The 20,116-nt window shown below is 71.5% G+C and carries 17 protein-coding genes; 15 read left to right on the forward strand and 2 right to left on the reverse strand.

The window, feature by feature from the left end:
* Positions 1-163: 163 nt before the first annotated feature.
* Entirely contained in the window at positions 164-730 is a 567-nt protein-coding gene (locus ACFZDL_RS06225; RefSeq protein ID WP_353593121.1) for a TetR/AcrR family transcriptional regulator, read from the forward strand.
* A gap of 75 nt (positions 731-805) precedes the next feature.
* On the opposite strand, the gene ACFZDL_RS06230 is transcribed toward ACFZDL_RS06225, so the two are convergent.
* The gene (locus ACFZDL_RS06230) at positions 806-2,869 is read right to left on the reverse strand and encodes a phosphocholine-specific phospholipase C (RefSeq protein ID WP_353593122.1); all 2,064 of its coding nucleotides are present in this window, start codon (positions 2,867-2,869) and stop codon (positions 806-808) included.
* A 210-nt stretch (positions 2,870-3,079) separates the two neighbouring features.
* Between ACFZDL_RS06230 and ACFZDL_RS06235 the strand changes: the two genes are divergently transcribed.
* The 6 genes from ACFZDL_RS06235 (at position 3,080) to ACFZDL_RS06260 (ending at position 10,893) form a co-directional block, all read left to right on the forward strand.
* Positions 3,080-4,357: an SUKH-4 family immunity protein gene (locus ACFZDL_RS06235; RefSeq protein ID WP_353593123.1), complete on the forward strand. Its 1,278-nt coding sequence runs from the start codon at positions 3,080-3,082 to the stop codon at positions 4,355-4,357.
* A 71-nt stretch (positions 4,358-4,428) separates the two neighbouring features.
* Positions 4,429-5,871, forward strand: a complete 1,443-nt coding sequence (locus ACFZDL_RS06240) for an amidase (protein ID WP_353593124.1) — start codon at positions 4,429-4,431, stop codon at positions 5,869-5,871.
* A gap of 80 nt (positions 5,872-5,951) precedes the next feature.
* Positions 5,952-7,181 carry an MFS transporter gene (locus tag ACFZDL_RS06245; RefSeq protein WP_353593294.1) on the forward strand — a complete coding sequence of 410 codons (1,230 nt, stop codon included), beginning with the start codon at positions 5,952-5,954 and terminating at the stop codon, positions 7,179-7,181.
* Positions 7,182-7,596: 415 nt separating this feature from the next.
* Positions 7,597-9,117 (forward strand): GNAT family N-acetyltransferase, encoded by a 1,521-nt coding sequence (locus tag ACFZDL_RS06250; RefSeq protein WP_391190529.1) that lies wholly within the window; start codon positions 7,597-7,599, stop codon positions 9,115-9,117.
* On the forward strand, positions 9,110-9,874 hold the full coding sequence (locus tag ACFZDL_RS06255) for an amino acid ABC transporter ATP-binding protein (RefSeq protein ID WP_353593126.1): 765 nt from the start codon (positions 9,110-9,112) through the stop codon (positions 9,872-9,874). The genes ACFZDL_RS06250 and ACFZDL_RS06255 overlap by 8 nt, the downstream gene beginning before the upstream one ends.
* A gap of 38 nt (positions 9,875-9,912) precedes the next feature.
* A complete protein-coding gene (locus ACFZDL_RS06260) occupies positions 9,913-10,893 on the forward strand; it encodes an ABC transporter substrate-binding protein (protein WP_353593127.1) in 981 nt (326 codons plus the stop codon).
* Positions 10,894-10,966: 73 nt separating this feature from the next.
* Here the strand turns inward: ACFZDL_RS06260 and ACFZDL_RS06265 are convergent, their stop codons facing one another.
* Positions 10,967-11,875, reverse strand: a complete 909-nt coding sequence (locus ACFZDL_RS06265; protein ID WP_353593128.1) for a LysR family transcriptional regulator — start codon at positions 11,873-11,875, stop codon at positions 10,967-10,969.
* A gap of 206 nt (positions 11,876-12,081) precedes the next feature.
* On the opposite strand from ACFZDL_RS06265, the gene ACFZDL_RS06270 reads away from it, so the two are divergent.
* The 8 genes from ACFZDL_RS06270 (at position 12,082) to ACFZDL_RS06305 (ending at position 20,109) form a co-directional block, all read left to right on the forward strand.
* A complete protein-coding gene (locus ACFZDL_RS06270) occupies positions 12,082-12,162 on the forward strand; it encodes a putative leader peptide (RefSeq protein WP_353593295.1) in 81 nt (26 codons plus the stop codon).
* Positions 12,163-12,475: 313 nt separating this feature from the next.
* Complete coding sequence (gene ssuE / locus ACFZDL_RS06275) at positions 12,476-13,033, forward strand: NADPH-dependent FMN reductase (protein ID WP_353593129.1); 558 nt, start codon at positions 12,476-12,478, stop codon at positions 13,031-13,033.
* Positions 13,030-14,232 carry an SfnB family sulfur acquisition oxidoreductase gene (locus ACFZDL_RS06280; protein ID WP_353593130.1) on the forward strand — a complete coding sequence of 401 codons (1,203 nt, stop codon included), beginning with the start codon at positions 13,030-13,032 and terminating at the stop codon, positions 14,230-14,232. The genes ssuE and ACFZDL_RS06280 overlap by 4 nt, the downstream gene beginning before the upstream one ends.
* A 49-nt stretch (positions 14,233-14,281) precedes the next feature.
* Positions 14,282-15,436, forward strand: coding sequence for an LLM class flavin-dependent oxidoreductase (locus ACFZDL_RS06285; protein ID WP_353593131.1), 1,155 nt, complete (start codon positions 14,282-14,284; stop codon positions 15,434-15,436).
* Positions 15,436-16,623 carry an SfnB family sulfur acquisition oxidoreductase gene (locus ACFZDL_RS06290; protein ID WP_353593132.1) on the forward strand — a complete coding sequence of 396 codons (1,188 nt, stop codon included), beginning with the start codon at positions 15,436-15,438 and terminating at the stop codon, positions 16,621-16,623. The genes ACFZDL_RS06285 and ACFZDL_RS06290 overlap by 1 nt, the downstream gene beginning before the upstream one ends.
* An 11-nt stretch (positions 16,624-16,634) precedes the next feature.
* Positions 16,635-17,852 (forward strand): acyl-CoA dehydrogenase family protein, encoded by a 1,218-nt coding sequence (locus ACFZDL_RS06295; RefSeq protein WP_353593133.1) that lies wholly within the window; start codon positions 16,635-16,637, stop codon positions 17,850-17,852.
* 29 nt (positions 17,853-17,881) lie between these two features.
* Positions 17,882-19,231 (forward strand): sugar ABC transporter substrate-binding protein, encoded by a 1,350-nt coding sequence (locus tag ACFZDL_RS06300; RefSeq protein WP_353593134.1) that lies wholly within the window; start codon positions 17,882-17,884, stop codon positions 19,229-19,231.
* Entirely contained in the window at positions 19,198-20,109 is a 912-nt protein-coding gene (locus ACFZDL_RS06305) for a sugar ABC transporter permease (RefSeq protein ID WP_353593135.1), read from the forward strand. The genes ACFZDL_RS06300 and ACFZDL_RS06305 overlap by 34 nt, the downstream gene beginning before the upstream one ends.
* The last annotated feature ends 7 nt before the right edge of the window (positions 20,110-20,116 follow it).

Raw genomic sequence — 20,116 nt, forward strand, 5'->3', positions numbered from 1 at the left:
CTCACGCTGCCTGTGCTCCGGCCGGCTCTCTCCAGCTCTCCGGCTCTCTCCATTGAATACCCGACCGGTGGCCGGTACCCGGTGGCGGGCCCTCCGCCGGGCCCTGAGGTAGAGTGGGAGAACGATGGTTCTCGGGTAGTGGTGCGCGGGGTGACGAGGGCGGATGACGGTGGATCTCGAAGAGACGAAGGAGCGGGTCCTCGACGCGGCCGAGGAGCTCTACTACGGCCGCGGCGTACAGACGGTCGGCATGGACGCGGTACGGACCGCCTCGGGCGTGTCCCTCAAGCGGCTCTACCAGCTCTACCCCTCCAAGGCCGTCCTGGTCGAGGCGTATCTGCGGCGCCGCGACGCCCGTCTGCTGCACCGGCTCGCCCAGTACGTCGAGGCGGTGCCGGGGCCGCCCGAGGAGCGATTGCCGGCGATCTTCGACTGGCTGTACGAGTGGTTCAGCGAACCCGACTACCGGGGCTGCGCCTTCATCAACTCCTACGGCGAGCTCGGCGCCACCGCACCGGAGGTCGCCGCGGCCGCCCGCGCCCACAAGGACGCCTTCCAGCGGTATGTGGCCGTCCTCGTCGCCGCGGCGGGCCTGCCCGCCCCGCTGGCCGCCCACCTCGCCCTGCTGGCCGAGGGCGCGATCACCACGGCCGCCATATCCGGTACCCCGGAACCGGCCCGCCAGGCCCGCGAGGCGGCCAGGGTGCTGATCGGCGCCGCCCGCGCCTGAGGACAGGGCCCTCGCTCCGCGCGTCCGGCCGACAGAAGGCCGCCGGCCGGACGCGCGGGCGCCGTGGTGCCCGGCTCAGCCCGCCGAGAGCGCCGGGTCGCTGACCCCCGCCCGCCCCGTCTCGACATGGCCGGCCAGCCGGCGCAGGAAGCCGCGGTCGTGGTCGGAGGCGACCGACAGGTCGTACCACTGGTGACTGCGCCGCAGGTCCGCCGTGTGGACGGCGTGCGCCCCGGGCCGCAGCCGGTAGGCGGCCGGTGCGGCCTTGCCGTACGCGTCGGTCACGGTCAGCGTCACGGGCGCGTCGCCCTCATTGGTGAGCGTCAGCCGCACCTGACCCGTCCCGCGGTCGTGACGCGCGCTGACCTCGGGCCCTCTCAGGCCGGTGGCGGTGTGGCCCGTGAAGCGCCGCAGGAAGCCTCCGGGCCCGTGGACCGTGAAGTCGTAGGCCCCCTGCTGCCGCTCCGTGGTGAGCCAGCTGCCGGACAGCCGCTTCCCCGCCTCGACCGTGTAGCCCCAGGGGCCGCCGGCGTCGGTGGCGGAGGTGACGTGGAAGTGCGCGCCCGCCCGGCCCGGGTTGGTGAAGCCGATCCGCAGCCCGCCGTCGGTGGCCGTGGCGTCGGCGGCCAGGTCGTACGGCAGCGCCCTGGCGCGGCGCGTGCCCGGCTCCTGCCCCGGCAGCGAGCCGTGCGCCGGGGGCTTGGGCCTGTAGTCGGGGTGGCGCTCGCGGTCCGGAGGCAGGTAACCGCTGGTGTCCGGAAAGTCCGGGACGCAGGCGTCGGTCCGCGCGAAGTCGAACGCCGCGGTCAGATCGCCGCATACCGCCCGCCGCCACGGCGAGATGTTCGGCTCGGCCACCCCGAAGCGCCGCTCGATGAACCGGAGGATCGAGGTGTGGTCGAACGTCTGGGAACAGACCCAGCCGCCGGTGCTCCACGGCGACACGACGAGCATCGGCACCCGCTGCCCCAGGCCGTAGGGGCCGGCGACCTTCGACGAGGAGCCCGGGAACAGCTCCCCGGTCGTCTCCACGGTCGACGCCCCCTTCTGCGGGGAGGACGGTGGGTATGGGGGCACGAGGTGGTCGAAGAAGCCGTCGTTCTCGTCGTAGGTGATCAGCAGCGCGGTCTTGCTCCACACTTCCGGGTTCGAGGTCAGCGCGTCCAGCACCTGGGCGATGTACCAGGCGCCGTAGTTCGGCGGCCAGTTGGGGTGCTCGCTGAACGCCTCGGGCGCGGCGATCCAGGAGACCTGCGGGAGCCGGCCGGCCTTGACGTCGGCCCGCAGGATGTCGAAGTACCCGTCGCCCTTCTTGGCGTCGGTGCCGGTGCGGGCCTTGTCGTAGAGCGGATCGCCGGGCGCGGCGCCGCGGTACTGGTTGAAGTACAGCAGCGAGTTGTCTCCGTAGTTGCCCCGGTAGGCGTCCTCGATCCAGCCCCAGCCGCCCGCGGCGTCGAGGCCGTCGCCGATGTCCTGGTAGATCTTCCAGGAGATCCCGGCCTTCTCCAGGCGCTCGGGGTACGTCGTCCAGGAGTAGCCGGCCTCCGCGTTGTCGAGGACCGGGCCGCCGCCGACGCCGTCGTTGCCCGTGTAGCCGGTCCACATGTAGTAGCGGTTGGGGTCCGTGTTGCCTATGAACGAGCAGTGGTACGCGTCGCAGACGGTGAAGGCGTCGGCCAGGGCGTAGTGGAACGGGATGTCCTCGCGGGTGAGGTACGCCATGGTGGTGGCGGTCTTGGCCGGTACCCAGTTGTCGTAGGCGCCCTGGTGGAACGCGGACTGGCCGCCGTTCCAGTCGTGGTTGAGACCCTGGAGGAACTGCAGGCCGAGATCCTTGATGTCGGGGCGGAAGGGCAGCACGTCCTTCGCGCCGTCCGGCTGGTGCCACACCGGCTTGCCGCTGGGCAGGGACACGGGGTGCGGATCGGCGAACCCCCTCACCCCGCGCAGGGTGCCGAAGTAATGGTCGAACGAGCGGTTCTCCTGCATCAGGACCACGATGTGTTCCACGTCCCGCAGGCTGCCGGTGCGGCGGTTCGCGGGGATCTCCGCGGCCCGCGCGATGCTGTCGGACAGCAGGGACATCGCGGCGCTGCCGCCGGCCAGTTGCAGGAAACGTCTACGGTCCAGGGAGGACATGAACGGCCTCTCTCCTCGGCGTCCGGGGTGGAGCAGGGACCGTGGCAGTCTCGCCCGCCCCGGCGGGACCGCGCCACGGCGGGCGGCGAAATCCAGGGAGAATCCTGTGTGAACGCCGACCGGGGGAGTGTCGGTGGCGCGCAGTAGGGTTTTCGAGCAAGGACGGAAGACCCGGCGCGGCACCCCGCGCCGGGGTGGCACGGGGGGCGTATGGCTGTGGCGGTTATCAGGGTCCGGGAGAGCGAGTCGCATCCGGCGATCACCCATGAGGCGACGCGGCGGGCGCTGAGCGAGGCGGGCCTGCCGGGCGACAGCCCCCTGATGCGGTTCCGGCCGCTGGCCGAGGGCCGGGTGGTGCCGGTCCCGCGGCTGCTCGCCGACTCGGCCGACCCGGCCGAGCTCGACGAGCACATCGGCGGCCTGCTGGCCATCGGCCACATCCTCATCGAGGGCGAGGAGGCCGACCACATCGTGCTGGACGGGGCCACCGGGCGCGTCTTCAGCATGTACCTCTTCGAGAAGAACCCCGACCTGATCAAGGTCCTGCCCCTGGCGCCGTCGGTGGCGGCCCTCGGCCGCTTCCTCGGCGCCGCCGCCGAACTGGCCGGGCTGTACGGCCGGTTCGCCCCCTTCGCCGGGCGCTTCGGCGCACGGGCGGTGGCGGACGCCTCGGCGCTGTTCCTCTCGCTCCTCGACGCCGAGGACGCCGGCGATGCCGAGGACGCCGGCGATGCCGAGGACGCCGACGGTGCCGAGGACACCGAGGGCTGGGAGGGCGGCTGGGGCAGCGCGGGCGAGCGGGAGGAGTGGGATCACGCCCTCCCCGCGCTCTGGCGCGTCGTCGCGCTCATACAGCCGATGGCGCTGATCGCGCGGCCGGGCGGCGGGCTGGCGCTCGACCTGCCCGAGGGGCTGCTGGAGGAGGCGTTCGGGCAGGGAGGAGTGGTGCGCTTCGAGGAGGCCGAGCTGCCCGCCGCACTCGTCCACGAGCCGACGCGGCGCTTCCTCACCCGCACCGGACTTCCCAAGGACGGCTCGATGTTCACGCTGGGCACCGAGGCCCCGCTGCTGCCCACGCTCGCCTGGTGCCGTGAGCAGGAAGAGCGGGGCGAACAGTTCTACGTCCTCCCCGAGGACGCGGACGTCGCGCCCGACCGGCTGCTGCGCCTCGGCTATCTCGTCGATGACACGGACGTCGTCATCGACGCGGACACCGGAGCCGTCTACTCCTGGTACGTCTCCGACGCCGCCCTGTGCCCGATGAACGCAGACCTCTCCACGCTGGCCTTCGCGCTGTGGATGCTGCGCCGCGAGGAGGAGATCGAGGAAGAACACGACCTGACCGCCGACATGTACCACCCGCTGGCCGACACCATGGCCGCCGTGCTCGCCTCGGTGGACCCGGTGGCCTGCCGCCCGACGGGCAAGCCCGACGACTGGCGCTACTGGCCGGAGATCTTCCACGACGAGGCGGGCGGCGTGCTGTAGCGCGGTGCCCGCGACATGCGGCACCGTGTGCGTCGCGCAAGCGTGATCGAACGAGAGAGAGTGAGCCCCGGGTGCCGAACGACGACGACCTCTGCTTTCTGCCCGCGCTGGACCTCGCCGGGCTGCTGCGCCGCCGCGAGGTGTCCGCGCGCGAGGTGCTGGCGGCCCACCTCGACCGCATCGAGCGGGTCAACCCCGCGGTCAACGCGATCGTCACCCTCGTCGCGGACCGCGCGCTCGACGCCGCCAAGGCGGCCGACGAGCGGCTCGCGGCCGGGGCCGACCCGGCCGGGCTCGGCCCGCTGCACGGGCTGCCGATCGCCCACAAGGACACCCACAACACCGCGGGCATCCGCACCAGCCACGGCTCGCGGCTCGCCGACGGCGTACCCGAGCAGGACGACCTGATCATCGAGCGGATCAAGGCCGCGGGGGCGATCACCGTCGGCAAGACCAACGTGCCCGAGTTCGCGGCCGGTTCGCACACCTTCAACCCCATCTTCGGCGCCACCCACAACCCGTACGACCTCGGCCGCAGCGCGGGCGGCAGCAGCGGCGGCGCGGCCGCCGCGCTGGCCTGCGGCATGGTCCCGGTCGCGGACGGCAGCGACGCGGGCGGCTCGCTGCGCAACCCGGCCTCGTTCTGCAACGTCGTGGGCCTGCGCCCCTCGCCCGGCCGCGTCCCCACCTGGCCCGCCGCGGCCGCCTGGAACACCATCTCGGTCAAGGGCCCCATGGGCCGTACGGTGAGCGACGCCGCGCTGCTGCTGTCCGTCATGGCGGGGCCCGACCCGCGCTCGCCCATCGCCCTGGAGGAGCCCGGCGCCCGCTTCGCCCGTCCGCTCGACCGCGATCCGCGCGGGCTGCGGGTGGCCTGGTCGCCGGACCTGGGCGGACTGGTCCCGGTGGAGCCGGCCGTGGCCCGCGCCGTCGAGTCGGCGGTGAAGGTGTTCGAGGACCTGGGGTGTGCGGTGGACCAGGCCTGCCCGGACCTCACCGAGGGCGAGGAGGTGTTCCGCACGCTGCGCGCCTGGCTCTTCGAGATCTCCTTCGGCCCCCTGATGGACCGCTACCCCGAGGACCACCCCGACGCGCTGAAGCGGACCATCCGGGAGAACACGGAGGAGGGGCGCCGGCTGACCGGGCCCGCCCTCGGCCGGGCCGAGGTGGCGCACGCCAGGCTCTTCCACCGGGTGCGCGAGTTCTTCGAGCGGTACGACGCGCTGCTGTTGCCGGTCAGCCAGGTGGCGCCGTTCGACGTGACGGCGGAATACCCGACCGAGGTGGCCGGCGTGCCCATGACGGACTACCTGGACTGGATGCGCTCGGCCTATCTGATCAGCTCGACCGGCAGCCCCGCGCTGTCCGTACCGGCCGGGTTCACCCCCGAGGGGCTGCCGGTCGGCCTGCAGATCGTGGGGCCGCACCGGGCGGACTTCGCCGTCCTCCAGATCGGCCACGCCTTCGAGCAGGCCACCCAGCACTGGCGGCGCCGCCCGCCGGCCGTGGGCTAAAGGGAAGGTTCTTGTCCGGTCCGGCGGTCGAGCCCCATGATGTTTACGTGAACATCGGACAGGGTGGGGACGCGCGGCGGATGCCCGCCGGATTGGTCGCGCTCGGGCTCGGCGGCTTCGGGATCGGCCTGACCGAGTTCGTGATCGCGGGCCTGCTGCCCCAGGTGAGCAGCGACCTGGGCGTCTCCGAGGCCGCGGCCGGGTGGCTCATCTCGGGGTACGCACTCAGCGTCGCGATCGGCGCGATCCTGCTGACCGCCGCCACCAACCGCATCCACCGCAAGACCGTCCTCGTCGCGCTGGTGGCGTTGTTCGTCCTCGGCAACCTGCTGTCCGCCGTCGCGCCCACCTACGCGGTGGCGCTGCTCGGCCGGGTCGTCGCCGCCCTGTGCCACGGCTCGTTCTTCGGCATCGGATCGCTCGTCGCCCGCCGTATGGTCCCGCCGGAGCGGGCCTCGCGCGCGGTCGCCGTGATGTTCGCGGGGCTCACGGTCGCCAACGTGCTGGGCGTGCCGTTCGGCGCCCTGGTCGGTGAACGCTGGGGCTGGCGCGCCACGTTCTGGGCGATCACCGGGATCGGGGTGCTGGCCGTGGCCGCCATCGCCGTGTGGGTCCCGGCCTGGGCGGGCGCCGTGGACGAGGCCCACCGGGCGGCCGGTCTCCGCCCCCAGCTGCGCGCCTTCCGCTCCCGGCAGGTCTGGCTGACGCTCACCGCCACCGCCCTCGGCTACGGCGGCATGTTCGGGGCGTTCAGCTATATCGCGTACACCTTCACCGAGGTCACCGGCTTCTCCAGCACCGATGTCTCCTGGCTGCTCGTCGTCTACGGCAGCGGCCTGGTGCTCGGCAACGCCGTCGGGGGACGGGCGGCCGACCGCGACCGCGATCGCACGCTGATCGCGTCGCTTGCGGGACTCGCCGCCACGCTCGCGGCGTTCGGGCTGCTGGCCGAGGGGCGGGGCGCGTCGGTGGTCCTGGTCTTCCTGATGGGCGTCTTCGGGTTCGCCGGCGTCCCCGGCATGATCACCCGCGTCACGGACGCCGCCGCCGGCGCACCCCTCGCCGCCAGCGCCAATGTCTCGGCCTCCAACGTCGGCAACGCCCTGGGCGCGTGGCTCGGCGGCCTCGCGATCAGCGCCGGCCTGGGCTACACCGCGCCGCTGTACGTCGGCGCCGCGGTCGTGGCGCTCGGCCTCGTCGTCATGGTCGTCGCCGCGCGCACCGGGCGCGCCCCCGCGCCACCCGGCTCTGACCGGGCGGCCGGTCGCACCCGGCCGGATCAGGAACGCAGGCCCAGCACAAGCCGGTAGCCGATCGGGCCCGCGGCGGTCCAGTATGCGGCGGGCGGTTGACGTGGCGCGCGATCTACTGCTGAATGATTGCCATGACTGCCCAGCAGCGTTTGGTCACGCGCGGCCACATCGACTTCGGTCGGGTGTGGTCCGCCGCGTGTTGCGGCTGACTTGGCAGCGGACCGCCCAAGCGGTCAGCCTCCGCTCGTGACCATCTCGGTCCGAGCCTTCCCACCCCGGCGTTCCCGCGTCTGAGCACTGACTCGCGCGCGGACGGCGCCGTGTGAGCCCGTACCCGCGCCACCGCGCCCGGGCGGTCCGTGTGCTGCCACTTCCCTCATGCCCCTGTTCCGCCGCCGTCTCGGCCGGCGCCCAGGGCGGCCGCGGGCTACCCGCGTCCGCTCCCCGTCCACCTCCCCGAAAGGCCATGCGGATGACCTCCGTCGCGCAACCGCCGCCCTCTCCACTGAAACCGCCCGAGCTGACGGTGGTTCAAGTCCCGGTGTCCGATCCGCGCGTACGGCCGTTGCTGCGCGAACTGGGGGAGGAGTACTCGACCCGCTACGGCAAGGACGCACACTCCGAACTCGCCCGCTACCCCGACGAGGAGTTCACCACGCCAAACGGCGGGGCGCTGCTGCTGTTGCTGGAGCACGGCGAACCCGTCGCGGGCGGGGCCTTCCGCCGGTACGACGAGAACACGGCCGAGCTCAAACGTATCTGGACGCACTCCGCACACCGGCGGCGCGGCTTCGCCCGCCGGGTCGTGGCCGAGCTGGAGCGCGAGGCGAGCGCCCGGGGCTACCGGCGGATCTACCTGACCACCGGACCGCGCCAGCCCGAGGCCCGCGGGCTGTATCTGGCCAGTGGCTTCACACCGCTGTTCGACACGGAGGCCGACCCGGAGACCATCGGCCCGCTCCCGTTCGAAAAGCACCTCACCGACCGACACGAGGACCACCTCGCCGCCCGGCACGAGAATCACGACAGCGACCCGGCCCGCACCGACCACGAGGATCTGGCCTCGCTGAAGGTCGTGCCCACCCGCCACTACGCCCGCTGGGCCGCCGCCCTCGCGGTCCTGGTCCTCACCGTCCAGTTCCTCCATGGGCTGGTCACCAACCCCGTCTGGCAGTGGGAGGTGTTCGGCGAATACGTACTGTCCGAGACCATCGTCACCGCCGTCGGCGTGACGTTGCAGCTCACCGCCTACTCGATGCTGCTCGGCTTCGCGCTCGGCACGGTGCTGGCGTTCATGCGGCTGTCGGCCAGCCCCGTGCTGCGCACCGTGGCCTGGACCTACGTCTGGATCTTCCGCTCCATCCCGATGATCGTCCAGCTGGTGTTCTGGTTCAACCTCGGTGCCTTGTACCGGGAGTTGGGCATCGGAATCCCCTTCGGCCCGGTGTTCTGGTCCGTCAGCAGCAACGACCTGATCGGGACCATCGGCGCGGCCCTCATCGGCCTGACGCTCCACCAGGCGGCCTACTGCGCGGAGATCGTCCGCGGTGGTGTCCTCTCGGTCGACCGGGGCCAGCTGGAGGCCGCGGCGGCGCTCGGCATCCCCAGGCTGCGGCAGATCCGGCGGATCGTCCTGCCGCAGGCCATGCGAGCCATCCTGCCCACCGCGGGCAGCGAGATCATCAGCCTGCTCAAGGGCACCTCGGTGGTGTACGTGATGGCCATCGGCGAGCTCTTCTACCAGGTCAAGGTCATCTACGGGCGCAACGGCATGGTGATCCCGCTGCTGATGGTCGCCACCGCCTGGTACGTGTTCCTGACCTCCGTGCTCTCGGTCGCCCAGTACTACGTCGAGCGCCACTTCGCACGGGGCGCCGAGCGCACCCCGCCCCCCACCCCGCTCCAGCGCGCCCGGCGCCTGGTGGCGAACCGGCGGGCCGCGGCCGCCCAGCGCCGCCGGCCGGCCGCGCCCCTGGGAGGCGGTCATGAGTGAGGTGATGGTGGAGGTGCGCGGGGTCCACAAGAGCTTCGGGCCGCTGGAGGTGTTGCGCGGCGTGGACCTCCAGGTGCGCACCGGTGAGGTCACCGTGGTCCTCGGCCCGTCCGGGTCCGGGAAGTCCACGCTGCTGCGCACCATCAACCACCTGGAGAAGGTCAACCGCGGCTGGATCAGCATCGACGGCGAGCTGATCGGCTACCGCAGGTCGGGCAACCGGCTGCATGAGCTGAAGGAGCGGGAGGTCCTGCGGCAGCGCACCCATATCGGGTTCGTCTTCCAGGACTTCAACCTCTTCCCGCACCTCACCGTGGAGGAGAACCTCATCGAGGCCCCCATTGCCGCGCTTCGCCGCCCGCGCAAGGAGGCCGTGGCGAGCGCCGCGCGGCTGCTGGAGAGGGTCGGGCTCGCCGACAAGGCCGGCGCCTACCCCCGCCAACTGTCCGGCGGCCAGCAGCAGCGCGTGGCCATCGCCCGTGCGCTGGCCCTGGAACCCAAGGTGCTGCTGTTCGACGAGCCCACCTCGGCACTCGACCCGGAACTGGTCGGCGAGGTCCTGGATGTGATCAAGGACTTGGCGCGGACCGGCACCACCATGATCGTCGTGACCCATGAGATCGGCTTCGCCCGCGAGGTCGCAGACACGGTGGTGTTCATGGACGGCGGCGTCGTCGTGGAACAGGGGCCGCCCACGGCCGTTCTCGACGCGCCGCGCCACGAGCGCACCCGCGCTTTTCTCTCCAAGGTCCTGTGACAGGTCCCCGTCCCCCGTTGAAGCAAGGAGATCCACCCGTGTCCACCCGCCTCACCCGCCGCTCCGCCGCCACCCTCTCGCTCGCCGCGGCCCTCGTCCTCGCCGCCTGCAGCAACCCCTCGGACGGCGGCACGACCGAGGTCAAGGCCAAGAACGGCACCCGTACGAAGATCAACCTGAGTGCGGACCAGAAGCGCATCACCACCCCCAAGGTGGACTCCATCGCCGCACAGGTGCCCGCGGAGATACGCAAGAGAGGCACCCTGGAGATCGTCGACTCCACCGACTCCTCCGCGCCGCTGACCTTCTACGCCACCGACAACAAGACGATGATCGGGGTGGAGCCCGACCTGGCCTATCTGGTGGCCAATGTGCTGGGCCTCAAGCCGCATCTCAACAGCGTGTCGTGGGAGAACATGTTCGTCGGCCTGGACAGCGGCAAGTACGACGTCGGCTTCAGCAACATCACCGACACCGAGGAGCGCAAGGAGAAGTACGACTTCGCCAGCTACCGCAAGGACGACCTGGCCTTCGAGGCGAAGAAGAGCAGCGGTCTGAAGGTCACCGGACCCAAGGACGTGGCGGGCAAAACCGTGGCGGTGGACACCGGCACCAACCAGGAGAAGCTGCTGGTCGAGTGGAGCGAGGAGAACGTGAAGGCCGGCCGCAAGCCGGTGAAGATCAAGTACTACCAGAACCAGAGCGACACCTACCTCGCGCTCGCCTCCGGCCGGATCGAGCTCTTCCTCGGCCCCAACCCGACCGCCGCCTACCATGTGGCCGCCGCCGGGCAGACCGAGATCGTCGGCACCTACTCCGGCGCCGGCGCCACCCTCCAGGGTCTGATCGCGGCCACCACCAAGAAGGACAACGGACTGGTCAAAGCGTTGAACTCGGCGCTCAACGAGATCATCGACAACGGCACCTACGCGAAGGTGCTGAAGCGCTGGGGCCTGTCGGCCGAGGCCATCAAGAAGTCGGAGATCAACCCGCCGGGCCTGCCCAAGACCAACAAGTGACCGATCCGGGGCGCGGGGCCGCACGGCTCCCGCGCCCCACGACGCTCCACCGCGGCGACGTCCACGAACCGGGTCAACCCGCCGCACGGTGCGCGTGAGCGCCTCGCACAAAGAGCTGGTGAAGGTCGCGAGCGGCGCGGGGGACGGACCCGGCCAGACGGCGCTGCACGACGAGGAGGACCTCGGTCCCATCCCCCGCGAGCGGCCGGAAAGTGATGGAGCCGCAGCGCTCCAACGGATCGCCGATGACGCTGAAGTCCGGCAGCACCGTGGCTCCCAAGCCCTCGGCGACCATCAGCTTGCCCATCTCGGCGCCGTCGGTGGAGTACGAGAAGGACGGCGTCCGCCCGTCGAGCAGCCGGTGGACATAGCGGTGCATGACATACCCCGACCGCATCACGATCAGCGGCTCCGCCAGCAGATCGGCCGCCCCCACCGCATCCAGGGCGGCCAGCGGGCTGTCCGGGCGGACGCACACCACCGGGCGCCCGCACAGCAGCTCGGTGGTCTCGAAGCCGGGCGGCATGTCATCGCCCCGGAGGTAGTTCACCAGACCCAGGTCGAACGAGCCCTCCAGCAGGCCCCGATGGATCTCGGCCTGCTGCGCCCCGACCACCTCGACCTGGGTCCCCGGGTGCGTCTCGCGGAATGTGCGCACGCTCGGTATGAGAAGCGGCACGGTCGCCGCGTTGACCGTGCCGACCCGGACCATGCGGCTGATGCGATGCTGGTCGTCGGCCGCGCTGCGCAGCCGGTCCACCGCGTCCAGCACGCTCATGATGTGCGGCAGCAGCTCGCGCCCCTCATCGCTGATTTTCGCCCCGGAACGTTTGCGCTCCAACAGATCGACACCGAGCTCCCGCTCCAGATTCCGGACGGTTTCGCTCAGCGCCGGCTGGGACAGATGCAGTTCCTCGGCGGCCCGGCGGAGCGAGCCGATCCGGGTGACCGCGGCGATGTATTCGAGCTGTTCGATCCGCACCACAGCAGAATGCCCGCCCGAGGCGCGGCGTTCAAGGGGATCCCTATCACCGCCTCGTGATTACCGACTCACCACATCGCGGCGGTCCCGGGTAATCTTAAGAGTGAGGCGCACAGTATTTCCGCAGGACAGCGCCTGTGTCCGCGATATGGAATCACGCCTGGGCCTCTTGACCGCCCGGACTTCCCGTTGGTTGGATCGGAGATATGAAGCGACAGGACCTCACGCAGCGACGTCACGTCGATCTCTTGCGTGTCTCCAGCTCCTTCTGTCGCTGTTGCGCCTGAGCGGACCTCGAGGGCCGCATGCGGCCCCCGCTCCTTCTCCGAAATCTCCCCGGCCGAGCCGGTGATCGGACGGGTCGCGTCTCGCGCCCTCTCTTCAAAACCGGTCGCGGACGAATTCCGCCGCCGTGCTGACCTGATCTCGCAGCCGTCATTTCGGCACGCCTGAATTCACCACAACCGGCCCCCGCGCCGGAATCGAACGGCACCCGCAGGAAACGCCCGGCGTCGATTCCCCCTGCCCGCACGGCATTTCACTCACCCGAGTTCCCCATGCCCCGTACACCGCCCAGCACCACCCGTCGAAGGGTTCTTCATGGCCACTGTCCTGTCCGTCTCCGGTAGCCCCTCCGCCACCTCCCGCACCGCCCGGCTGTTGCGCCACCTGGACGCCCGGCTGACGTCCCAGGGACATGAGGTGACCCCGCTGGACGTCCGCGACATCCCAGCCGAAGCGCTGCTCGGAGCCGACTTCGGGCATCCGGCCATCGCCCGGGCCACGGCCCTCTTCGCCCGCGCGGACGGGGTCGTGATCGGCACTCCCGTCTACAAGGCCGCCTACTCCGGTCTGCTGAAGTCGCTGCTGGACCTGCTCCCGCAGTACGCGCTCGACGGCAAGACCGTGCTGCCGCTGGCCACCGGCGGCACCACGGCCCACGTCCTGGCCATCGACTACGCGCTGCGTCCGGTGCTCAGCTCCATGGGGGCCGGGCACATCGTCCCCGGGTGGTTCACCCTCGACAAGGACATCGAGACGGGCGACGGCGGCACACTGACCGTCGCCCCCGGCTCCGCCGAGGCCCTGCGACACGTCGTCGACCGGTTCTCCGCCGCCCTCGGGGGCCGTACGACCCTGCTGGCGGCCACCGGATGAGTGCCGTCACCGTGATCTCCGACGACGCCGAGGCCCTGGCGGTCGCCGCTGAACTGGCCACCCGGTTCCGCGCGGGCGCCACCGAGCGGGACGCCCAGCGTCGGCTCCCGCGCACCGAGCTGGCGTGGCTGTCCGCCTCGGGACTGCTCGCCGTGACGGTGCCCGCCGAGTACGGCGGAGCGGACGTCCGCCACGAGACGCTCGCCGAGATTTTCCGGCTGCTCGCCTCCGCCGACGCCAGCCTCGCCCAGATCCCGCAGAGCCACTTCGTCTACGTCAATGTGCTGCGCCGTCAGGGCACCCCGGATCAGCGGGACTTCTTCTTCGGGGAGGTGCTGGCGGGCAAGCGGTTCGGCAACGCGCAGTCCGAGGCGGGCACCAAGCACGTCCAGGACATCCGCACCCGCCTGGAGCCCAACCCCGGCGCCCCCGGCTCGTACCTGCTGACCGGTGTCAAGCACTACTCCACGGGCGCCCTGTTCGCCGACTGGATTCCCGTGCTCGCCCGGGCGGAGGACGACAAGCTGCACGTCGCCTACGTACCGCGGGATGCCCCCGGGGTGACGGTGGTGGACGACTGGGACGGCATGGGCCAGCGCACGACCGCCAGTGGCACGGTGCGGCTGGACACCGTGCCCGTCCCCGCCGATCGGGTCGTCCCGCACCACCTGACCTTCGAGGGCCCGCAGCTCCACGGTGCCGTCGCGCAGTTGCTGCACGCCGCCATCGACGCGGGGATCGCCGCGGGCGCGCTCGCGGAGGCCGTGGAGTTCGTCCGCACGAAGAGCCGCCCCTGGTTCGAGAGCATCGACGAGGGATACGACACGGCCGCCGAGGACCCGCTGCTGGTCCAGCGGTTCGGCGAGCTGGCGATCCAGGTACGGGCCGCCGAAGCGCTGCTTGCCGCCGCCGCGCGGTCGGTGGACGCGGCGCGGGCGGACCTGACCGACGACACGGCCGCCGAGGCGTCGATCGCGGTGGCCGCGGCGAAGGTGTCGGCGGCGAACGCCGCCGTGGAGGTGGGCAGCGCCCTTTTCGAGGTCTCCGGTACCCGCTCGGCGCTGGACACCCTGGGCCTCCACCGCCACTGGCGGGACGCGCGCACCCACACTCTGCACGACCCGCCGCGGTGGAAGGTCCAGCACATCGGCCGCTACGTCCTGAACGGCACCAGGCCACCCCGCCACGGCCTGCTCTGAGGACCACGCCACCTACCCACCCCCACGCCACCTTGAACGGAGTTCCCACGTGAGTCTCACCTTCCACTGGTTCCTGCCCACCAACGGCGACAGCCGCCATGTCGTCGGCGGCGGCCATGGCACCCCGGTCACCGCGGCCGGTGGCGACCGGCCGCCGACCGTGGGCTACCTTTCCCAGATCGCCCGTGCCGCCGAGGACCTGGGGTTCGTGGGGGCGCTCACGCCGACCGGCGCCTGGTGCGAGGACGCGTGGCTGACCACGGCCATGGTCAGCCAGCGCACGGAGCGGCTGAAGTTCCTGGTCGCCTTCCGGCCGGGGTTCCTGTCGCCCACCTTCGCCGCGCAAATGGCCTCGACCTATCAGCGGCAGACCGGCGGGCGGCTGCTGCTGAATGTGGTCACCGGTGGCGAGAGCCACGAGCAGCGTGCGTACGGCGACTTCCTCGACAAGGACGCCCGGTACGCGCGCACCGGCGAGTTCCTGGGCATCGTCCGGGATCTGTGGGACGGCAGGACCGTGGATGTGGCGGGTGAGCATCTGCGGGTGGAGGACGCCAAGCTGGCCCGGCTGCCCGACCCCGTCCCCGAGGTGTACTTCGGCGGCTCCTCGCCCGCGGCGGGAGTGGTGGCGGCCCGGCACGCGGATGTCTACCTCACCTGGGGGGAGCCGCCCGGCGCGGTGGCGGAGAAGATCGCCTGGGTGCGGGGGCTGGCCGCGAAGGAAGGGCGGAGCCCGCGGTTCGGCATCCGGCTGCATGTGATCACGCGGGACACCGCGGAGCAGGCGTGGGCCGAGGCGCGGCGGTTGCTGGAGGGGTTCGACGAGGAGACCGTTCGGGCGGTGCAGGAGGGTCTGGGCCGCAGTGAGTCCGAGGGGCAGCAGCGGATGCTCGCGCTGCACGGCGGGGGCCGGGACGGGCTGGAGATCCACCCCAATCTGTGGGCCGGTATCGGGCTGGTGCGCGGCGGGGCGGGGACCGCGCTGGTGGGCAGCCACGCCGAGGTCGCCGACCGGATCGCCGAGTACCACGCCCTGGGCCTCGACGAGTTCATCCTGTCCGGATACCCGCATCTGGAAGAGGCGTACTGGTTCGGCGAGGGCGTGCTGCCGATCCTGCGTGAGCGGGGCCTCTGGCACCACCCTTTCCGCGGCGACGAGCAGATCACCGCCCAGATCCCGTTCGCCGCCTCTGGGAGCTCCTGATGGCCCATGTGATCACCAGCGACGCCGAGGCCATCGAGACCGCCGCCGAGCTGGCTGCCACGTTTGCCCGCAAGTCCGCGCTGCGCGACGCCGAACGCGTCCTGCCGCGCGCCGAACTCGACGAGCTGTCGGACTCCGGACTGCTGGGTATCACCGTGCCCCGCGGCCACGGCGGCGCCGAGGTCGGCGCCGGCACCCTCGGCGAGGTCGTACGGCTGCTGTCGGCGGCGGACTCCAGCATCGGGCAGATCCCGCAGAACCACTTCTTCTTCGTGGAGGTACTCAAAGAGAACGGGACGCCACGGCAGCACGACTTCTTCTACGCCGAGCTGCTGGCCGGGCGCAGGTTCGGCAACGCCCTGGCCGAGAAGGGCACCAAACACGCCCTGGAGTTCGCCACCAGGCTCGTACCGGACCCGTCCGGTGACGGCTACCGGCTGACCGGTGTCAAGAACTACGCCACCGGCGCGCTGTTCGCCCACTGGGTCCCGGTCTTCGCCCTGGGCCCGGACGACCGGCTCACCGCCGCCTTCCTGCCGCGCGACGCACCCGGCGTCAGCGTCATCGACGACTGGGACGGCATCGGCCAGCGCACCACCGCCAGTGGCACCGTACGGCTGAAGGACGTACACGTGCCCGAAGACCGGGTCGTGCCGCATCACCTCACCTTCGAGCGGCCCGAAGTGTTCGGCGCCTTCGGCCAGTTCATCCACGCCGCCGTGGACACCGGAATCGCCCGCGCCGCGCTGGAGGAGGGCGGGGAGCTGATCCGCACCATCGCCAGGCCCTGGGGTGAGTCCGGGGCCGACCGGGCGAGCGAGGAGCCGCTGGTCATCCAGAAATTCGGCGAACTGACCCTGCTCGTACGGGCCGCCGAGGCACTGCTGGAGCGGGCCGGGGCCGCCATCGACGCGGCCCGCCGCGCCCCCGCCGACGAACGCCTCGCCACCGAGGCGTCCCTGGCCGTCACCGCCGCCCGCGCCCAGGCCGACACAGCGGCCGTCACCGTCTCCAGCGATGTGTTCGCGCTGATCGGCACCCGCTCCGCGCTGCGCGGCGGCAACCTCGACCGGCACTGGCGCAACGCCCGCACCCACACCCTCCACGACCCGCGCCGCTGGAAGATCCAGCACCTCGGCAACCACGCCCTCAACGGCGTCACCCCGCCCGCCAACGGCATCATCTGAGGAAACGACCCATGACAACGCTGCCCAGCACCGCACCGCCACCCGCCGCGCCCACCACCCACGAGGAGTGGGTCGCCACCGCCCGCGCGGTCGCCGCCGGCCTCACCGAGGACGCCGTCGCGCGCGACCGGGCGAACCGGCCGCCGTTCGACGAGGCCCACCGGCTCCGCGAGGCCGGGCTCCTCACCCTCCTCATCCCCGCCGAGCTCGGTGGCGGGGGAGCCGACTGGCGCACCGCCTACGCCGTCATCCGCGAGATCGCCGCCGGGGACGGCTCGATCGGCCAGCTCATCGGATACCACTACCTCCTCTCCTGGAACGTCCGCTTCTTCGGCAGCGCCGCCCACACCGAGCGCGTGGAGCGCGCCGCCGCCGAGGGCCGCTGGCTGTGGGGCGGCGCCTTCAACCCACGCGACCCCGATGTCCAGCTCATCCCGGACGGGGACGGCTTCCGGCTCGACGGGCGGAAGAGCTTCGCCACCGGCGCCCGGGTCGCCGACCGGCTCGTGGTCGGCGCGACCCGCCAGGACACCGGCGAGCCGCTGGTCGTCCTCGTCGACCCGGCTCACCCCGGGGTGGTACGGAACGACGACTGGGACAACTTCGGCCAGCGGCTGTCGGCCAGCGGCAGCGTGGAGTTCCGGGCGGTGCCGGTCGCGGCCGACGACATCCTTGGCTCGCTCTCCCAGGACGACGGGGTGCTGTCCCCGTTCGCCACCCTGGTGACCCCCGCCATCCAACTGGTCTTCGTCCACTTCTACCTCGGCATCGCCGAGGGCGCGCTGGCCGCCGCGGCCGAGTACACCCGTACCACCACCCGGCCCTGGCTGCTGTCCGGCGTGGAGTCGGCCACCCAGGACCCGTACGTACTCGCCACCTACGGCGAACTGACCGTCGCCGCCCGCGCCACCCGCGCCCTGGCCGACCAGGCCGCCGAGGCCGTCCAGCGCGGGCTCGACCGCGGCCACGAGCTGACCGGACACGAGCGCGGTGAGATCGCCGTCACCGTCGCCGCGGCCAAGGTGGCCGCCACCCAGGCCGCGCTGGACATCACCGGCCGGATCCTCGAGGTCACCGGAGCCCGCTCCACCGCCTCGGCACACGGCTTCGACCGCTTCTGGCGCAACGCCCGCACCCACACCCTGCACGACCCGGTCGCCTACAAGCTCCGCGAGGTCGGCGACCACTTCCTCAACGGCGCCCACCCGCCGTTCACCCTGTACACGTAACTTCTCAGGAGAACCGGAGAACCACCGACATGTCCCCGCTCACCCGCAGACAGCTCCTCCGCGCCTCCACAGGCGTCGCCGCCCTTGCCACCGCCGGACCCCTGCTGACCGCCTGCGGTACCTCCGAGGGCGCCACGCTGGACCCGAACGCCAAGCCCGACCTGGACGGGGTCACCCTCAAGATCCTCGCCAACCAGCCCAACGCCCTGTCGTTCCAGTACCTCAGCAAGCCGTTCGAGGAGGCCACCGGCGCCAAGCTCAAGGTCACCCCGGTCCCGTACGACAAGCTGACGTCCAAGGCCATCCTCGATGTGCAGTCCGGCGCGGGCCAGTTCGACGTGTTCATGTACTGGTACGCCGCCGTCGGCACGCTTGCCCAGGGCGGGGTCATCGAGGACCTCACCGCCTACATCAAGGCCCACAAGGACATCGACACCGCCGATTTCCTGCCCTCGCTCTACGACACCTACACCCTCTACGACGGCAAGCGGTGGGGCCTGCCCTACGACGGCGACACCCACATCCTGTTCTACAACACCGAGATCTTCGAACGGCACAAGGTCGAGCCGCCCCGGACCTGGGACGACTACCGCGAGGTCGCCAAGAAGATCACTCAGGACGCCAAAGGCAAGTACTACGGCACCATCATCGAGGCCCAGCAGGTCCCCGTCATCCTCGGCTGCGACTTCGCCAACCGCCTCGCCGGGTACGGCGGCACCTTCCTCGACAAGGGCGCCTCCGGCAAGCCCACCCTGGACACCCCCGAGGCCCTCGCCGCCGCCCAGGCGCTCTTCGACGCCGCGCCCTACGCCCTGCCCACCCCCCTGCAGATCGGCTTCGACCAGGCGCTGCCCGCCTTCCTCGACGGCAAGGGCGCCATGCTCGACTTCTGGACGGACTTCGCCAAGCGCGCCGAGGACCCCCAGCAGTCCAAGGTCGCCGGCAAGTGGGGCGTCACCACGCTCCCCGTCGGCGGCGACAACACCAAGCCGCGCACCTCGCTGGACGCGGGCTTCGGGCTGGCGGTCTCCACGGCGTCGAAGAAGAAGGAGGCCGCGGCCGCCTTCATCAAGTGGGCCACGGCCGCCCAGCAGAACCTCCTGGTGCTCGGCAAGGCCGACGCGGGCGCGGACCCGATCCGGACCAGCACCTTGAACTCCGACGCGTTCAAGAAGGCGTCCCCCGACTCGTACGAGGTCGTCCGCACCGGCCTCGCCGGAGATCCGCTCCCGTGGCCGACCGTGCCCAAGGCCCCGCAACTGCTCCAGAGCCTCGTGGACGAGCTCGCCCTGGGGCTCCAGGGCAAGCAGAGCGCGAAGCAGGCGCTGGAGAACACCCAGCGGACGTGGACCAGGAAGCTGAACGGGTCGGGCGGATGACCCAGAACGCCACCGCCACCCGTGTGCCCCGCGCACTCGCCGCGCCCAGCGTGGTGTTCCTGCTGGTCTTCGCCGCCTATCCACTGGTCTATCTGATCGGCCTCGCGTTCAGCGAATCCACCCTCGCGCAGCCGCTCCAGCGCTGGACCGGCTTCGACAACTTCCGCTCGGCCCTGGAGAGCCAGTCCTTCACGGCCTCGCTGTGGCGGTCGGTGCTCTTCGCGGTGGCCGCCGCCGCGGTCCAGCTGGTGCTGGGCACCGCGCTCGCGTTCCTGCTGCGCGCCCGGGCCCGGCGGCCCGGGGCGCTGGGCGCCCTCCTGCTGCTGCCCCTGGTCACCCCGCCCGTCATGGTCGGCGTGGCGTGGAAGCTGCTGCTCGCCCCGGTCGGCGGCGCCCTCAACGAGGCCCTGCACGAGCTCTCACTCCCCGGCGTCAACCCGCTCGGCGGGAGCACCAGCGCGTTCGTCACGCTGATCGTCATCGACAGCTGGCAGTGGACGCCGTTCGTCATGCTGCTGACCTACGCGGCCCTTTTGGGGGTGCCCGACGAGCTGCGCGAGGCCGCGTCGCTGGACGGGGCGGGGCGCTGGCGCACCGCACGCTCGGTGGTGCTGCCGTACATCGAGCCGACCCTGTTGTCCGTGCTGACGCTCAAGCTCGTGATCGGCTTCAAGGTGTTCGACATCGTCTACGTCGTCACCGCGGGCGGCCCCGGTTTCTCCACCACCACCAGCACTTTCGACATCCAGCGGACCGCGTTGCAGGAATTCGACGTGGGCCGGGCCGCCGCCGCGACGGTCCTCTTCTCGCTGCTGATCGGCCTGGTCGCCGGCGCCGTCACGGTGCGCCGCAAGCGGCACATGGACGTGGCGATATGACGAGTCG

It is taken from the genome of Streptomyces sp. NPDC007917 (assembly GCF_042959105.1).
Taxonomy (GTDB): domain Bacteria; phylum Actinomycetota; class Actinomycetes; order Streptomycetales; family Streptomycetaceae; genus Streptomyces.

Coding starts and splice junctions, on each gene's coding strand:
- ACFZDL_RS06225 (WP_353593121.1), top strand. CDS start 164: ATGACGGTGGATCTCGAAGAGACGAAGGAGCGGGTCCTCGACGCGGCC.
- ACFZDL_RS06230 (WP_353593122.1), bottom strand. CDS start 2,869: ATGTCCTCCCTGGACCGTAGACGTTTCCTGCAACTGGCCGGCGGCAGC.
- ACFZDL_RS06235 (WP_353593123.1), top strand. CDS start 3,080: ATGGCTGTGGCGGTTATCAGGGTCCGGGAGAGCGAGTCGCATCCGGCG.
- ACFZDL_RS06245 (WP_353593294.1), top strand. CDS start 5,952: ATGCCCGCCGGATTGGTCGCGCTCGGGCTCGGCGGCTTCGGGATCGGC.
- ACFZDL_RS06250 (WP_391190529.1), top strand. CDS start 7,597: ATGACCTCCGTCGCGCAACCGCCGCCCTCTCCACTGAAACCGCCCGAG.
- ACFZDL_RS06255 (WP_353593126.1), top strand. CDS start 9,110: ATGAGTGAGGTGATGGTGGAGGTGCGCGGGGTCCACAAGAGCTTCGGG.
- ACFZDL_RS06270 (WP_353593295.1), top strand. CDS start 12,082: ATGAAGCGACAGGACCTCACGCAGCGACGTCACGTCGATCTCTTGCGT.
- ssuE (WP_353593129.1), top strand. CDS start 12,476: ATGGCCACTGTCCTGTCCGTCTCCGGTAGCCCCTCCGCCACCTCCCGC.
- ACFZDL_RS06280 (WP_353593130.1), top strand. CDS start 13,030: ATGAGTGCCGTCACCGTGATCTCCGACGACGCCGAGGCCCTGGCGGTC.
- ACFZDL_RS06290 (WP_353593132.1), top strand. CDS start 15,436: ATGGCCCATGTGATCACCAGCGACGCCGAGGCCATCGAGACCGCCGCC.
- ACFZDL_RS06295 (WP_353593133.1), top strand. CDS start 16,635: ATGACAACGCTGCCCAGCACCGCACCGCCACCCGCCGCGCCCACCACC.
- ACFZDL_RS06300 (WP_353593134.1), top strand. CDS start 17,882: ATGTCCCCGCTCACCCGCAGACAGCTCCTCCGCGCCTCCACAGGCGTC.